Origin of the sequence: Enterobacter cloacae complex sp. P47BA (genome assembly GCF_014930485.1) — a bacterium.
Taxonomy (GTDB): Bacteria; Pseudomonadota; Gammaproteobacteria; order Enterobacterales; family Enterobacteriaceae; genus Enterobacter; species Enterobacter bugandensis.
The window spans coordinates 132,419-147,925 of sequence record NZ_JADBRF010000007.1 but is presented as its reverse complement, the minus strand read 5'-3'; the positions used below and the strand labels follow the sequence as shown (position 1 = coordinate 147,925).

15 protein-coding genes and 1 pseudogene are annotated in these 15,507 nt (G+C 62.1%); 6 read left to right on the top strand and 10 right to left on the bottom strand.

The window, feature by feature from the left end; all coding sequences use genetic code 11:
• The first annotated feature begins 176 nt into the window (after positions 1-176).
• On the top strand, positions 177-1,292 hold the full coding sequence (locus IM299_RS09645; RefSeq protein WP_193357394.1) for an ABC transporter ATP-binding protein: 1,116 nt from the start codon (positions 177-179) through the stop codon (positions 1,290-1,292).
• Here the strand turns inward: IM299_RS09645 and hpxK are convergent.
• From hpxK to hpxU, 7 genes are all read right to left on the bottom strand, one after another.
• Entirely contained in the window at positions 1,289-2,515 is a 1,227-nt protein-coding gene (gene hpxK / locus IM299_RS09640) for an allantoate amidohydrolase (RefSeq protein ID WP_193357393.1), read from the bottom strand. The two genes, IM299_RS09645 and hpxK, sit on opposite strands and share 4 nt — an antisense overlap.
• Complete coding sequence (locus tag IM299_RS09635) at positions 2,512-3,753, bottom strand: alanine--glyoxylate aminotransferase family protein (RefSeq protein WP_025912976.1); 1,242 nt, start codon at positions 3,751-3,753, stop codon at positions 2,512-2,514. Before IM299_RS09635 ends, hpxK begins: the two co-directional genes overlap by 4 nt.
• Before the next feature lie 13 nt (positions 3,754-3,766).
• Complete coding sequence (locus IM299_RS09630) at positions 3,767-4,504, bottom strand: amino acid ABC transporter ATP-binding protein (protein WP_008499843.1); 738 nt, start codon at positions 4,502-4,504, stop codon at positions 3,767-3,769.
• Positions 4,485-5,141, bottom strand: coding sequence for an amino acid ABC transporter permease (locus IM299_RS09625; RefSeq protein ID WP_193357421.1), 657 nt, complete (start codon positions 5,139-5,141; stop codon positions 4,485-4,487). The genes IM299_RS09630 and IM299_RS09625 overlap by 20 nt, the downstream gene beginning before the upstream one ends.
• On the bottom strand, positions 5,141-5,806 hold the full coding sequence (locus tag IM299_RS09620; protein WP_045630219.1) for an amino acid ABC transporter permease: 666 nt from the start codon (positions 5,804-5,806) through the stop codon (positions 5,141-5,143). Before IM299_RS09620 ends, IM299_RS09625 begins: the two co-directional genes overlap by 1 nt.
• 4 nt (positions 5,807-5,810) lie before the next feature.
• Positions 5,811-6,593: a transporter substrate-binding domain-containing protein gene (locus tag IM299_RS09615; RefSeq protein ID WP_045261681.1), complete on the bottom strand. Its 783-nt coding sequence runs from the start codon at positions 6,591-6,593 to the stop codon at positions 5,811-5,813.
• Between the two features lie 191 nt (positions 6,594-6,784).
• On the bottom strand, positions 6,785-7,624 hold the full coding sequence (gene hpxU / locus IM299_RS09610; protein ID WP_045261682.1) for a MurR/RpiR family transcriptional regulator HpxU: 840 nt from the start codon (positions 7,622-7,624) through the stop codon (positions 6,785-6,787).
• Between the two features lie 143 nt (positions 7,625-7,767).
• On the opposite strand from hpxU, the gene hpxW reads away from it, so the two are divergent.
• From hpxW to hpxZ, 4 genes are read left to right on the top strand one after another with little or no spacing between them, the layout of a single operon-like run.
• Positions 7,768-9,351: an oxamate amidohydrolase gene (gene hpxW, locus IM299_RS09605; protein WP_193357392.1), complete on the top strand. Its 1,584-nt coding sequence runs from the start codon at positions 7,768-7,770 to the stop codon at positions 9,349-9,351.
• 10 nt (positions 9,352-9,361) lie between these two features.
• Positions 9,362-9,550, top strand: coding sequence for an oxalurate catabolism protein HpxX (gene hpxX, locus IM299_RS09600; protein ID WP_028012637.1), 189 nt, complete (start codon positions 9,362-9,364; stop codon positions 9,548-9,550).
• A complete protein-coding gene (locus IM299_RS09595; RefSeq protein ID WP_193357391.1) occupies positions 9,547-10,944 on the top strand; it encodes an AtzE family amidohydrolase in 1,398 nt (465 codons plus the stop codon). Before hpxX ends, IM299_RS09595 begins: the two co-directional genes overlap by 4 nt.
• Positions 10,941-11,327 (top strand): oxalurate catabolism protein HpxZ, encoded by a 387-nt coding sequence (gene hpxZ / locus IM299_RS09590; RefSeq protein ID WP_060572763.1) that lies wholly within the window; start codon positions 10,941-10,943, stop codon positions 11,325-11,327. Before IM299_RS09595 ends, hpxZ begins: the two co-directional genes overlap by 4 nt.
• Positions 11,328-11,375: 48 nt before the next feature.
• On the opposite strand, the gene puuE is transcribed toward hpxZ, so the two are convergent.
• From puuE to IM299_RS09575, 3 genes and pseudogenes are all read right to left on the bottom strand, one after another.
• Positions 11,376-12,308, bottom strand: coding sequence for an allantoinase PuuE (gene puuE, locus IM299_RS09585; RefSeq protein ID WP_193357390.1), 933 nt, complete (start codon positions 12,306-12,308; stop codon positions 11,376-11,378).
• Positions 12,196-13,064: pseudogene (locus tag IM299_RS09580) on the bottom strand (aspartate/glutamate racemase family protein); the annotation flags it as partial. The gene puuE and the pseudogene IM299_RS09580, both read right to left, overlap by 113 nt.
• Entirely contained in the window at positions 13,064-13,780 is a 717-nt protein-coding gene (locus IM299_RS09575; RefSeq protein WP_045630054.1) for a GntR family transcriptional regulator, read from the bottom strand. The gene IM299_RS09575 and the pseudogene IM299_RS09580, both read right to left, overlap by 1 nt.
• 144 nt (positions 13,781-13,924) lie before the next feature.
• On the opposite strand from IM299_RS09575, the gene IM299_RS09570 reads away from it, so the two are divergent.
• Positions 13,925-15,421 (top strand): NCS1 family nucleobase:cation symporter-1, encoded by a 1,497-nt coding sequence (locus IM299_RS09570; protein WP_193357389.1) that lies wholly within the window; start codon positions 13,925-13,927, stop codon positions 15,419-15,421.
• Positions 15,422-15,507: the final 86 nt, after the last annotated feature.

The following is a 15,507-nucleotide window of genomic DNA, read 5'->3' as shown; positions in this document are numbered from 1 at the left end:
TGATAACTCTACATAAAACTGTAAGTTGTGTGATCGTCATAACATTAATGGAATATCTGTATAGGGCGCATGAATGCTGGAAGTTATAGTCAAGGCAGACAAATTGCACCGTCCGGCCACGTTGAACACAATTGTTATACGTAAAACATACTCGGCGGTTTACCTGGGGAACACTGATGTCGAACATACAATTGAGGAATGTCACCAAGCGCTTTGGCGACACCGTCACGCTCCACAACGTTAATCTTGATATTGAGGACGGTGAGTTTGCCGTATTCGTCGGGCCTTCCGGCTGCGGCAAATCCACTATGCTGCGCATGATTGCCGGGCTGGAGGAGATAAGCGACGGTGAAGTGCTGATCGGTAACGAGGTGATGAACGACGTCGCCCCTTCCCATCGGGGTGTGGCGATGGTCTTTCAGTCCTACGCGCTCTATCCGCATATGACGGTGGCCGAAAACATGGGCTACGGGCTGAAGGTGAATAAAGTACCGAAAGATCAGATTAGACATCAGGTCGAGATGGTCGCCAAAACGCTGCAGCTTTACCACCTGCTGGACCGCAAACCCAAACAGCTCTCCGGCGGCCAGCGCCAGCGCGTCGCGATTGGCCGCGCTATCGTCCGTAACCCGCGCGTCTTTATGTTCGATGAACCGCTGTCCAACCTGGATGCCGAACTGCGCGTGGAGATGCGCCTGCACCTCGCCCGTCTGCACCAGGAGCTGAAAACCACCATGGTGTATGTCACCCACGATCAGATTGAGGCCATGACGCTGGCGGATAAAATTGTGGTGATGAACTACGGCAAGGTCGAGCAGATAGGTGCGCCGATGGAGCTCTACTATAAGCCTGTGAACAAGTTCGTTGCCGGGTTTATCGGCTCGCCGAAGATGAACTTCCTGCCCGCCACGGTTGAAGCATGGCAGCCTGGCGCGCTGACGGTGCGGCTGTCGCAGCAGAAGTCGCTGACGCTTGCCCTGACCACCACGCCGCTGACGCCGGGAAGCCAGGTGACGCTGGGCATTCGTCCGGAACATTTGACCACCGACACTCGCCAGGGTACGGGACTGGAATTTAACTGTGAAGTGGTGGAACGCCTCGGGAACAACACCTACCTGTTTGGTCAGTGCTACGGTCACGACAACGTTAAAATCTTGCTGCCAGGAGACGTGCAGTTCGCCCCGTGGCAGAAGATTAATGTGGCCTTCGACGATCGCCACTGCATGGTCTTTGACGAACAGGATGTCCGCGTCAGTGCAGATATCGAAGATGCGGTGCGTTCGGTGGCCTAGCTCGCCAGCCTCTCAACCGCTCCCTTAAATGCCTCAATCGCCAGCGCGACATCTTCAGCCATCACCGATTCCGCCGGATGGTGGCTGATGCCCCCTTTGCAGCGCACAAACAGCATGCCCACCGGCCAGCGTTCTGCCAGCGCGATGGTGTCGTGCCCGGCACCGCTCGGCAGCGATAATGAGCGCCCCTGCACCGATTCAACGGCCTGTCCCAGCAGCGCCTGCAAACGCGCATCGCACGGCGTGGCGGCGATACGGTAAAACTCCTCGGCGCTGAAACTCAGCCCGCGACGAGCGGCAATGGTTTCCGCCTGCGCCAGCAGTTCCGCGAGCAGCGCGTCCAGCGGGGCATCCTGCGGGCCGCGAATATCCAGAGAGAGCGCAACGTCGCCCGGAATAACGTTGACCGCACCGGGCAGGCAGCGCAGTTCCCCGACCGTCGCCACCCGATTACCGCCCTGCTGTCGCGTGGTGTTTTCAATCAGCACCATCCATTCGGCGGCGGCGGCCAGGGCATCCTTACGGTGATGCATCGGCACGGTACCCGCGTGTCCGGCCTCTCCGGTGAAGCGGCAGTTGAGGCGGCGCGCGCCGTTGATGGCTTCCACCACGCCCAACGCCAGCCCTTCCTGCTCCAGACACGGTCCCTGTTCAATGTGCATCTCCAGACAGGCGCTGAAATCGTCCTGATGACGTGCCGCAAGCGCCACGCGGGCAGGATCGAGCCCCGCCTGCACCATCGCCTGCACCACGCTGATGCCGCTGGCATCACACGTCTCCAGCCAGCCCTGCGGCCAGGTGCCCGTTATTCCCCGGCTGCCTAACAGGGTGATCCCAAAACGGGTTCCCTCCTCGTCACCAAAGCCGACAATCTCAATGGCCTGGGCCAGATGCAGCCCCTGCTGGTGCAGGCTGTCCACCACTTCGATGGCGGTGAGCACCCCGAGCATGCCGTCGTAGCGCCCCGCATTGCGTACGGTATCAAGATGCGAGCCGAGCAGCACCGCCTGCGCCCCTTCCTGTGCGCCCTCATAGCGCCCACAAATATTGCCCACGCTGTCCTGCCAGACGGTCATGCCCGCCTGGCGCATCCACTCTCCGACCAGCTGGTTGGCCTGCAGATGCTGCGTGGAGAGGTAAACCCTTGTCAGCGCATCCGGGGTTTCGCTGATGGCGGCCAGCGCATCGGCGCGCGCCATCACCCGTTCTGCCGCCGGGCTCATTGCGGCGTCTCGCGGCGATAGTGGTCCCACGCGGCCTGCATGGCGGCACCCTGGGTGGTGGTGAATTTCAGGTAGTTCAGCACCGACTCCAGCGCGCTCAGGGTGGTCATCACGCAGTCTTTGCGCGCGTTGTAGCCCATGGTGCCAATGCGCCACACTTTGCCGTGCAGCGGGCCAAACGAGGTGCCGATTTCAATCCCGAAATCCTCCAGCATCAGCTTACGCACCTGGTCGCCGTTGACGCCCTGCGGAATGACCACGCCCAACACGTTGTTCATCTTGTGCTTCAGATCGCCAAAGGTCTCCAGCCCCATCGCCTGAATCCCCTTCAGCAGCGCGTCGCCGTGCAGCCTGTGGCGGGCGATGCCGTTATCCAGCCCCTCCTGCAGGATCAGTCGCGCGCACTCGCGGGCGCCAAACAGCGCGGTGGTCGCTTCGGTGTGGTGGTTGAGGCGCTCCGGCCCCCAGTAGTCCATCACCATGCCGAGATCGAAGTAGTTGGAGTAGATCATCTCCTCATCGCCGTCTCGGTGGGCGTCGGTGCGAATGCCCTCCTCAACGCATTTGCGGCGGCGGATCGCCTCCTCCATGCGCGCGCTCAGGGTGATCGGCGACGTGCCCGACGGGCCGCCGAGGCACTTCTGCATCCCGGCCGAGACGGCGTCCAGCCCCCATGCGTCGGTCTCCAGCGCGTTGCCGCCGAGCGACGCGGTGGCATCGGTGTAAAACAGCACGTCGTAGCGGCGGCAGATGGCGCCGAGCTCCGCGAGCGGCTGCAGCATGGTGGTGGAGGTGTCGCCCTGCACGGTCAGCAGCAGGCGCGGACGAATACGCTTAATCGCATCCTCCACCTGGTCCGGGGTGAACACCTCGCCCCACGGCACCTCGATGGTATGCACCTCCGCGCGGCAGCGGCGGGCAATTTCGCACAGCAGGTGTCCAAAGCGGCCAAAGACCGGCACCAGCACTTTATCTCCGGGGCGGATGGCGGAGACCAGAATGGCTTCAATCCCCGCGCGGGAGGTGCCGTCCACCAGCATCGTCCAGCGGTTCTCGGTGCGAAACACGCCGCGATAGAGCGCCATCACCTCGTTCATGTAGTGGGTCATGGCCGGATCGTACTGGCCGATCAGCTGGCTCGACATGGCGCGCAGCACGCGCGGGTCGGCGTTGATCGGCCCCGGCCCCATCAGCAGGCGCTGGGGCGGGTTGATTTGCGGAAAGTGTGCGATATCCATTTGTCAGTCCTTATCAGTTGAGGCCGCGCACGGAGGAGATGAACTGCTTCAGTTCCGTGGTCTGCGGGTTGGCGAACAGCGTTTTGCTGTCGCCCTGCTCCCAGACTTTCCCCTGGTGCATAAACACCACGCGGTCGCCCACCTCGCGGGCAAAATTCATTTCATGGGTCACGAGAATCAGGGTCATCCCCTCAGCCGCCAGCTGCTCCAGCACCTTGAGCACTTCGCCCACCAGCTCCGGGTCAAGCGCGGAGGTGATCTCGTCGCAGAGTAAAACTTTAGGCGACATCGCCAGCGCGCGGGCAATCGCCACGCGCTGCTGCTGGCCGCCGGAGAGGCTCGACGGGTAGTAATCCAGACGATCGCCAAGCCCCACTTTCTCCAGCATGCGCTGGGCCAGTTCGCGGCATTCGGCGGCGCTTTTCTTCAGCACCCGACGCGGGGCGAGCATCACGTTCTCCAGCGCCGTCATGTGCGGGAACAGGTTGAAGCTCTGGAACACCATCCCGACCGAGCGGCTGATTTCACGCGCCTGGGAATCCCGGTCGGTAATGGTCATGCCGCCCAGCTTGATGCTTCCGTCCTGATACCCTTCCAGGCCGTTGATGCAGCGCAGCAGCGTGCTTTTGCCCGATCCGCTGCGCCCGATGATGGAGATCACCTGGCCCATGTCGATATCCAGATCGACGCCCTTGAGCACGTGGTTATCGCCGTAGTACTTCTGCACCTGATTAATGGTGATGAGAGGCATTGAATTTGGTCTCCAGATAGCGGCTGTAGCGCGACAGCGGATAACACAGAATAAAGTAGCCCAGCGCCACCAGCGCAAAAACCTTAAACGGCTGATAGGTCACGTTGGTCAGCATGGTGCCGGCCTTGGTCAGCTCGATGAAGCCGATAATCGACGCCAGCGCGGTGCCTTTAATCACCTGCACCGCAAAGCCCACCGTCGGGGCGATGCCGATGCGCAGCGCCTGCGGGGCGACGACGCGAAACAGGGTCTGGCCGAAGGTCAGCCCCAGGCAGCGCGACGCTTCCCACTGGCCTTTAGGCAGGGCGCGAATGCTGCCGTACCAGATATCGAGCAGAAACGCGCTGGTGTAAAACGTCAGCGCCAGCGAGGCGGCGGTCCACGGCGAGACGTCGATGCCGAACAGCGCTACGCCAAAGAAGGCCAGGAACAGCTGCATCAGCAGCGGGGTGCCCTGAAACAGCTCGATATAGCCGCGGATAATGCGCTTCACCGTGCGCCCGCCCGTCAGGCGCAGCAGCAGGAGCGGCAGCGTCACCGCCGCCCCGCCGACAAACGCCACCAGCGACAGCAGTACCGTCCAGCGTCCGGCCAGCAGCAGGTTGCGAATAATGTCCCATTCAGTAAAGGTGGTCATCATGCCTGCACTCCCAGCCATTTGCGTCCTGCCGCCATCATCAGCTGGCGCAGGGTAATCGACAGCGCTAAGTAAATCCCGGTTGTCACCAGATAGACCTCAAAGCTCAAAAACGTTCTGGACTGGATCAGGTTAGCGGCGAAGGTCAGCTCTTCATACGAGACCTGCGACACCACCGACGAGCCGAGCATCACGATGATGCACTGGCTCACCAGCGCCGGATAAATGCGCTGCAGCGCGGGCGGCAGCACCACGCGAATAAACGTCTGCAGACGGGTTAGCCCCAGCACGCGCCCGGCCTCCCACTGTCCTTTCGGCGTGACCTGAATGCCCGCGCGGATAATTTCGGTGCTGTACGCGCCAAGGTTCACCACCATTGCCAGCAGCGCCGCCTCCCCCGCCGTCATCTTCAGGCCAAGATTCGGCAGGCCGAAGACGATGAAAAACAGCTGCACCACAAACGGCGTGTTGCGGATGATCTCCACGTAGCCGCCCCAGATCCGGCTGTACCAGCTGGTGCGTCCGCTGCGGATCGCTGCGCCGAAAATCCCGATTGCCAGCCCGCCGACGGTTGCCATTACCGTCAGCTGAATGGTGACCCACAGCCCCGCCAGCAGCTCCGGCCAGTGCGGCCAGAGGGCTGAAAAATCAAGTTGCTCCGTCATCGGCTCAGGCGCCAAGGTTTGCCGGCAGCGGGGCCTTCAGCCATTGCTCGGACAGGCCGTTCAGCGTGCCGTCCTTGATGCCCTGCTCAATCAGCGCATCCACTTTTGCCTTCAGGGCCGGTTCGTTCTTCTTCAGGCCGATAAAGCACGGTGAGTCTTTCAACATAAAGCTCGGCACTGGGGCTTTATCCGCGTTCTGGCGCGAAATGGCCGCCACCACGAGGTTGCCGGTCGCCACGTACTGCACCTGGCCGGAGAGGTAGGCCGAGAGCGTGGTGTTGTTGTCTTCGTAGCGTTTCACGTTGGCGTCTTTCGGTGCCAGGCCGGTCAGCACCATGTCCTCCACCGCCCCGCGCGTCACGCCGATGGTTTTTCCGCTCAGCGCGGCGGCGTCCTTCAGCTCGGCGCCTTTAGGGCCAAACACGCCGAGGAAGAACGGTGCGTAGGCGCGGCTGAAGTCGATCACCTTCTCGCGCTCCGGGTTTTTACCGAGGCTGGAAATGACCAGGTCCACCTTATCGGTTTGCAGGTACGGCACGCGATTGGCGCTGGTCACCGGCACCAGCTGCAGCTTGAGCTTCATCTGTTTCGCCAGATAGCGCGCCATATCGATGTCGTAGCCCTGCGGCTGCAGATCGGTCCCCACCGAGCCAAACGGCGGGAAGTCCTGCGGAACGGCAATGCGAATGGTGCCGCGCTTCTCGATATCCTGAAGCTGGTCAGCCTTTGCGGGCAGCTGAGTGAAGAGACAGGCGGCCCCGGCCAGTGCAATAAACAGTTTTTTCATGGTGCTTCCCCGTAACGTTAACATGAAACAAAAGATTCTTTGAATGTGATTTTGCAACTAATGTGCCAGATAAGGCGAAGCGGGGAATTTTCTCTTAAAGCCTGATAAAACGCGGACGGGGCGAAAATACTCTCTATTTTCGCCCCGTTCAATTGCACCATTTCAATGCAAAGCACCAGCCTGATGCCCCATTATCGTTGTTCGAGTTCGTCCAGCTGCTGGTAGAGGGAGGCAATCTCGTGAATGCGCGGGCGGCCTTTATCGAGAATGTCATGCAGGAAGGCGTTCGCCAGCAGGTTGATCAGGCTGTTGACCGAGGAATAACTGTCATAGGCGGAGACGCTGTCCAGCGGGGCGCAGAGCTGCCAGCTCGCCAGCGGAAACAGGCTGTGGGCCTGCGGCTCGCACATCAGCAGCACCGGAATGCCGCTACTCTGAAGCTGCTGCATCAGCGGACGAATGATGCGCGGGCGGCGGCGGAAAGCCATCATCACTACCAGATCGTCCGGCGTTAAGTCCACCAGCTCCTCGCTCAGGCTCTGCCCCGGCTGCGGCAGGACCAGCACCTGACCGCGCGCCTGCAGCAGCTGCTGGCGCAGGTGGAGCGCCGCCGGATAGGCGTTACGCATGCCGATAATCACAATGCGCCGCGCCTTGACCATGCAGGCCATGGCGTCGGCAAACTGCTGCGCGTCAAGGGCATTGACCCACTGGGTCAGGTTCGCCATCTCCTGCTTGTAGTGGCGCGCCAGCAGCGTGTTGCCCTGCACCGCGTCGCGGTTATCGGTAAGCGGCATCCCGCTCTGGCGCAGGGTGCGCAGCTCGTCGCGCATGTCCTTATATTTCTCATAGCCCAGACGCTTAAACAGACGGCTGACCGTGGCTTTCGACACCCCGCTCAGCTGCGCCAGCTCGGCGCTGTTGTAGCTGATCAGGTCGTCAAAATGGTCGAATATAAAGTCTGCCACCCGTTGCTCCTGCGGCGACAGCGACGGGTATTGTGCTTTCAGACGTTCATCCAGTTGTTCCATAGCGCCTCTGTAACTTTTATTTCATCACATTATACCTTTCTTTATACGTATTCATTATACGTGCCAGCTTACTGAAACTTTTCTTTCAGAACTGGAACAGCTTTTGCAGCGCCTTGTGACTTTCAGTGTTACGAGGACTTCTCATGCAAAGCAACGTCTCCACGCACGGCATGGCCGTTGCGCCCCACCATCTTGCCAGCCAGAGCGCGCTGGCGGTGCTGCGCGAAGGCGGCAGCGCGATTGAAGCGATGGTCGCGGCGGCGGCCACCATCGCCGTGGTTTACCCCCACATGAACGGGCTGGGCGGCGATGGCTTCTGGCTTATCGTGCCGCCAGAAGGCGACCCCATCGCCATTGACGCCAGCGGCGCGGCGGGATCGCGCGCGACGCTTGCCGCCTACGACGGGCACACGCACATTCCCCATCGCGGACCGCAGGCGGCGCTCACCGTCGCCGGCACGGTGAGCGGCTGGGACGAGGCGTTGAAAGTTTCCCGCGAGATGACCGGCAAGTCGCTGCCGCTGGCCCGCCTGCTGGCCGACGCCATTGACTATGCGCAAAACGGCACCCCGGTCACGGCCTCACAGGCCCATGCCACGGCCAGTAAATTCGACGAGCTGAAGGCCATCCCCGGCTTCGCGGAAACGTGGCTGGTGAACGGTAAGCCGCCCCAGGTCGGGAGCCGTTTTTACCAGCCCGCCATGGCCTCAACCCTGACGCGCCTCGTAGAGGACGGTCTGGACAGCTTTTATCGCGGCCCGCTGGCGGACGTGCTGGCGCACGGTATGGAGACGCTGGGCATGCCCGTGACGCTGGCCGATCTTAACGTGCACGTTGCCCGGCGCACCGCGCCGCTGAAGCTGCAGCATCAGCAGGGGGAGCTCTTTAACCACGCCCCGCCGACGCAGGGGCTGGTCTCGCTGGCGATACTCGGCATCACCGACCGCCTGAATATGGCGGAGGCCAACGACGCGGACACCATTCACCGCATCGTTGAAGCCACCAAGCTGGCCTTTGGCCTGCGCGATGCCCACATTACCGACCCGCGTGAACTGAAAACCGAGATTCAGGAACTGCTGGATCCCGCCGCCCTGCAGGCGCTTGCCGACAGGGTTGACGACAGCCGCGCCGCGCCGTGGGGAACCGGAAAAGGGCCCGGCGATACGGTGTGGATGGGGGTGATGGACAGCAGCGGGCTTGCCGTGTCGTTTATCCAGAGCCTTTATCACGAGTTCGGCAGCGGCGTGGTGCTGCCCGATACCGGCATCGTCTGGCAGAACCGGGGGGCGTCGTTCAGCCTCGACCCCGCCCATCTTCTGGCCCTCGCGCCGGGCAAACAGCCGTTCCACACCCTAAACCCGGCGGCGGCGCGTCTGAAGGACGGTCGCGTGATGGTGTACGGATCGATGGGCGGCGACGGACAGCCGCAAACCCAGGCTGCGCTCTTTACCCGCTACGTTATCCAGGGCGTCCCCCTGCAGGAGAGTATCACCCGCCCGCGCTGGCTGCTGGGGCGCACCTGGGGACAAACCTCAGACACCTTAAAACTGGAAGGACGCTTTAGCGCTGAGACGGTCGCTGAACTGCGGGCGCGGGGGCATGAGGTCGAACGCTTCCCGGACTTTAGCGAAGCGATGGGCCACGCGGGCGCGATTGTCCGGCACCCCAACGGGCTGTTTGAAGGGGCGTTTGACCCGCGCAGCAACGGCGCGGCCGCCGGATACTGAGGAGAAAACAATGACGACACAACAACCCGACTGGCAGGCGTATCTTGCGCAAATGGAGTCCGTACTCGGCGTGACGCTGGACGATGCCCGCCGCGCCGAGCTGCAGTTGCAGTTCAGCCGCATTGCCAGCATGGCCGCCCCGCTGATGGCGCTGCCGCTCGACGACCGTCTGGAGATCGCAGGAGTGTATAAAGCATGACGCTACACGAGATGAGTATCAGCGACATTCAACAGGCGCTGAGCGCGGGCGAGCTGAGCGCCCATGAGATTGCCCGCCAGACGCTGGAGGCGATTGGGCGCGTTAATCCGCAGATCAATGCCTGGACCACCGTGACGGAAGCACGCATGCTCGCCGAGGCCGAGAACATCGACACCCTGCGCCGCGAGAAGCGCCCCCTGCCGCCGCTGGCGGGCGTGCCCTACGCGGTGAAAAACCTGTTCGACGTTGCCGGACACACCACCCTCGCGGGCGCCGAGCTGTTCAGCCAGCGTCCCGCTGCGGCCGCTGACAGCTTCGCCGTGCGCCAGCTGCGCAGCGCGGGCGGGCTGCTGTCCGGGATGGTGAATATGGACGCCTACGCCTACGGCTTTACCACCGAGAACAGCCACTACGGCGCGACGCGTAACCCGCACGACCTGACGCGCATTGCGGGCGGGTCCTCCGGCGGTTCAGCCGCCGCCGTAGCCGCCGGGCTGGTGCACTTTTCGCTCGGCACCGACACCAACGGGTCGATTCGCGTTCCGGCCTCCCTGTGCGGCATCTATGGCCTCAAGCCCACCTTTGGCCGCCTGTCACGATCCGGCAGCCATCCGTTTGTCGCGAGCCTGGATCATGTCGGCCCATTTGCCCGCCGGGTGTGCGACCTGGCGTCCGTGTACGACGCGCTGCAGGGCCGGGACAGCAGCGACCGTTTTCAGGCAGAGAGCTCGCGCGAGCAGACGCGCCCCCTGCTAGACCGCGGGCTTGACGGCCTGCGCTGCGCGGTGCTCGGCGGCTACTTCACCACCTGGTGCGATGCGGATGCAAGAGACGCCGTGTCGCGGGTGGCGAAGGCGCTCGACGCGCAGGATGAGCTGCAGTTTCCGGACGCCGAGCTTGCGCGCTCCGCGGCGTTTATCATCAGCGCCTCCGAAGGGGGAAACCAGTACCTGCCCGCGCTTCGCCGCGAGCCGGAGCGTTTTGAGCCGCATTCCCGCGAACGGCTGCTGGCGGGCGCGATGATCCCCTCCGCCTGGTACATTCAGGCCCAGCGGTTTCGCGCGCACGCCCGGCAGGCGTTTAGCACCCTGTTCGCGCAGACCGACGTGCTGATCGCTCCGGCAACGCCGCGCAGCGCGACGCTCGCGGGTGAGCAGACCATGGAGATTAACGGCCAGCCGCTCCCCATCCGCGCCAGCATGGGGATGCTGACCCAGCCGATATCATTTTTGGGCCTGCCGGTGACCACCGTTCCGCTGCGCACCGCCCAGGGTGCACCGATTGGCCTGCAGCTGATTGCGGCGCCGTTTAACGAGCAGGCCTGCCTGCGCGTCGCGCGCGTGCTGGAAGAGAGTGGGATCGCCGATGCCCGTCCGGCGGAGGTGGCAGCATGATAAATCACGATGACATTAACCTGCCGTGGGTGGTTGCCGAGGTGACCGCCACGTTTTATCGCTATGAAGACGCGCTGGTGAGTAACAACATTGCCGTGCTGGACGAGCTGTTCTGGCACGACAAAAACACGGTGCGTCTGGGGGCGGGTGAAAATCTCTACGGGATTGATGAAATCCGCGCCTTTAGGGCGGCGCGCCCGTCTGCCGGGCTTCAGCGGACGCTGCGCCACACCGTGATTACCACCTTCGGGGAGGATTATGCCGTGTGCAGCACCGAGTTTACCCGTGAAGGTACGGAGCGGATTGGCCGCCAGCAGCAGACGTGGGTAAGGTTTGCCTACGGGTGGCGCATTGTTGCGGCGCAGGTGAGTTTGATGTCGTAGCCGTAGGCCGGGTAAGGCGCAGCCCCCACCCGGCAAAACATCGCACAATTACTTCTGAAACGGATGCACTTCCCGCCAGTGGTCGGCAATCTGCTGGCGGGTACAGACCCACACCCGATCGTGCTGCTGCACGTAATCCAGAAACCGTTGCAGCGCGCGAAAACGCCCCGGCCTTCCCAGCAGGCGGCAGTGCATGCCGATGGACATCATCTTTGGCGCGCTCTCCCCCTCCTCGTACAGCACGTCAAAGCTATCCTTCAGGTACGTATAAAACTGCTCGGCGGTGTTAAACCCCTGCGCGGTCGCAAAGCGCATGTCGTTCGCATCCAGCGTATAGGGCACGATCAGGTGCGGTTTTTGAGTGCCGTCGCCGCAGGTCACTTCCGTCCAGAAGGGCAGGTCATCGCCGTAGTAGTCACTGTCGTAGTCGAAGCCGCCGTGCTCAACCACCAGCTGGCGGGTGTTGGGGCTGTCGCGCCCGGTGTACCAGCCCGTTGGCGGCTTGCCGAACAGGTCGGTAAGAACCTGCACCGCCTTATGCAGGTGGTCGCGCTCCTGGCGGATGTCCATGTTCTGATAGTGGATCCAGCGCCAGCCGTGGCTGACCACGTCGTAATCCGCGGCTTTGATCGCCTCAACAATCTCCGGGTGACGCGCCAGCGCCATTGCCACGCCAAAGACCGTCAGCGGCAGGCCGCGTTTTTGAAATTCATTGTGGATCCGCCAGAACCCGGCGCGACTGCCGTATTCGTAGAGGGAGTCCATCGACATGTGTTTATCCGGGTAGCTGGCCGCGCCAATGATGTCCGACAGGAACTGCTCGGACCCGGCATCGCCGTGCAGAACGTGGTTTTCCGCCCCCTCTTCGTAATTGAGCACAAACTGCACGGCGATGCGTGCCTGATTCGGCCACCGCGCGTGCGGCGGGTTGCCCGCGTAGCCGCGCAGATCCCGTGGATAATCCTGTTCGAAAAGCCCCATTGCCACCCCCAAAAATTAAAATGGATTCAATGCCTGAAATTGTCCGCTTAACGCTTTGTTCTCCGGGAACGCCAGATCGCCGTGCTTGCTGGTCGACAGCCCCAGCGCTACCAGCGATTCCACCATCTTCACCGCCGCGCTGACGCCGTCGATCACCGGTACGCGCAGCTCGCGGGTCAGCTCCTGCGCAAGGGTCGCCATGCCGCCGCAGCCCAGCACGATGGCGCCGCAGCCATCCTCTTTCAGCGCCTGTATACAGCGCGCGCGCACCTTCTCCTGCGCCAGACCGCTGCCGTCCTCCAGCGCCAGCACCGGAAGGTCGATGGCGTGCAGCGCTGCGCAGTGGTCCTGAAAGCCATACTGGTGCAACAGATGGCGGGCAATAATCAGCGTGCGCGGCAGCGTGGTAACCACCGAAAAGCGCGTCGCCACCAGCGTCGCCATATGCATAGCGGCTTCGGCAATGCCGATAACCGGCCCCTGCGCCAGCTCGCGCGCCGCCAGCAGTCCCGGATCGCCAAAGCAGGCAATCACGTGACCGTCCACGCCCTGCTCCCTGCCTTTTTTGATCTGTTCCAGGACACCAACGGCGGCGATGGCCTCATCAAAGTGGCCTTCTATAGACGGCACGCCCGCGCCCGGACAGACCGCGAGGATCTCCGTTCCCGGCGCCGCCACCGCGCGGGCCGCCGCGCCGATGGTTTCCGTCATCGCGAGGCTGGTGTTGGGGTTGATCACTTGTATACAGACAGACATTACGACTCCTTGTGGCCGGCAAACAGCCGGGCAAAATCAGGCAGGCACTCGCCCGCCCGCTCGAAGCAGAGGCTGGCAACGATGTGTTCAAAATGGTGCATGAGGGCATCGCTTAGCGGCTGCAGCGCCTTCTGGCGCAGCAGATCCACAAGCTGTTCGTGGTCGTTGCAGCGACAGCCCTGACGCCACGGCGCGCCCCAGGTGGCAATCACCAGCGAGGAGCGCTGGCTCAGGCTTGTCACCATCTCCGTCAGCACCTGGTTGCCGGAGATGGCCTGCAGTTGTATGTGGAAACTGGCGGAATGTCGGATTGCCGCCGGGCCGTCGTACGCCTCGTGCGCCTGCTGCTCCTGACGAATAATGGCCTCCAGCGCGGCAAGGTGCGGCGGCTGACAGTGCGCCAGCACGTCCGGCAGGTTAGCGACCTCCAGCAGCGCGCGGGTGCGGAAGATGTGCCGCGCCTCTTCCACCGTCGGGCTGGCGACGTGTGCACCACGTTTGGGCGTCAGGGTGACCATTTGCACAGCGGCGAGTCGTTGAAGCACCTTGCGGATGCCCGTGCGGCTCACGCCAAACACCTCGGCCAGCGCCTCTTCCGGCAATTTGCTCCCCGGCAGCAGCTGATGTTCGACAATCGCGGTCATCAATGCCTGGAAGATGGTTTCGTCTTTGTCATGCAGGTCTGGCGCGGTCTGCAGGGCGTTTATGTTGTTCATTCACCACTCCGAATTTTACTTTCCGTTATCGAATCGTATACATAAAAATAAAATATTGCATACAAGATTTATTATTTTGGCCTGAATCCTGCAACACCGTTTGCACTCCCACTCAACGGGTTTTCATTCACAGGAGCAGGTTTCATGCCAAACAGTCAAAACGCACAGCAGAGTACGGCCGCTGATTCCGGTACGGTTTACAGCCCACGTCTTTGCAATGAGGATCTGGCACCGACGCGTGACCAGAACTGGAGCTGGTACAACATCTTTTCTTTCTGGATGTCCGACGTTCACAGCATGGGGGGTTACGTTGTTGCCGCGAGCTTCTTTACGCTCGGGCTGGCAAGCTGGCAGGTGCTGCTCTGCCTGCTGGTGGGGATCTGCATTGTGCAGCTGTGCGCCAACCTGGTGGCCAAACCGAGCCAGATGGCGGGCGTGCCCTATGCGGTGATCAGCCGTCAGGCGTTTGGCGTCTTCGGGGCCAATATTCCGGCGGTGATCCGCGGGCTTATCGCCTTTGCGTGGTACGGCATCCAGACCTGGCTTGCCGCCAACGCGCTGATGCTGGTGGTGCTGAAGTTCTGGCCTTCTCTGGCGAGCCTTACCACCGGTGCCTTCCTGGGCCTGTCGCCGCTGGGCTGGATCTGCTTTGCCATCATGTGGGTTCTTCAGGCGATGGTCTTCTGGCACGGCATGAGCGCCATTAAGCGCTTTATTGATATCGCCGGTCCGGCGGTCTATGTGGTGATGCTGGCCCTCGCGGGCTGGATTGTATACAAGACCGGTTTTGATGGGATCTCTTTCACCCTCGCCAGCAAATCCCTGAGCGCGGGCGAGCAAACCTGGCAGATGATCACCGCGACCGCGCTGGTGGTCTCCTATTTCTCCGGCCCGCTGCTCAACTTTGGCGACTTCTCCCGCTACGGCAAAAGCATGGGTGAGATCCGCCGCGGCAACCGCTGGGGGCTGCCGTTTAACTTCCTGCTGTTCTCCATCGTCACCGTGGTGATTGTGTCCGGCACCCAGTCGCTGTTTGGCCGCATGATCACCGATCCGATCGAGACCGTCAGCCGCGTGGGCAACGATCTGGCCGTGGCAATTGGCCTGCTGACAATGATCACCGCCACCATCGGGATCAACATCGTCGCGAACTTTGTCTCACCGGCGTTTGATTTCTCTAACTGCTCGCCGCAGAAGATCAGCTTCCGCACCGGAGGGATGATTGCCGCCGTCGGCTCGATCCTGCTCACCCCGTGGAACCTGTTCAACTCGCCGGAGCTCATCCATTACACCCTCGACGTGCTCGGGGCGTTTATCGGCCCGCTGTTCGGCATTCTGATTGCCGATTTCTACCTGATTAAGCGCGGCAAGGTGTCGGTAGACGATCTCTTCGACGATACGCCAAAGGGCAAATACTGGTACCGCAACGGCTTTAACCCGAAGGCCATTGGCGCGCTGATCCCATCCGTTGCCGTAGGTCTGGTGATTGGCTTTATCCCGGCCCTGCATGAAGTGGCAAACTTCAGCTGGTTTGTCGGCGTCTTCCTCGGCGGCGTGACCTACCGCTGGCTGGCGCGGGAAGAGCGCGAGACGGCAGGCGAGGCCTCGTTCAGCTCCCGCGTAGCGACGCAAAAAGAGTAACCCCTCCCTCCGGCCGCAGTTTATCTGCGGCCCGTTCATTCTGGCACCGTTCTTGCTGAGCTTTTTCACCCCGCTACGCAAACACT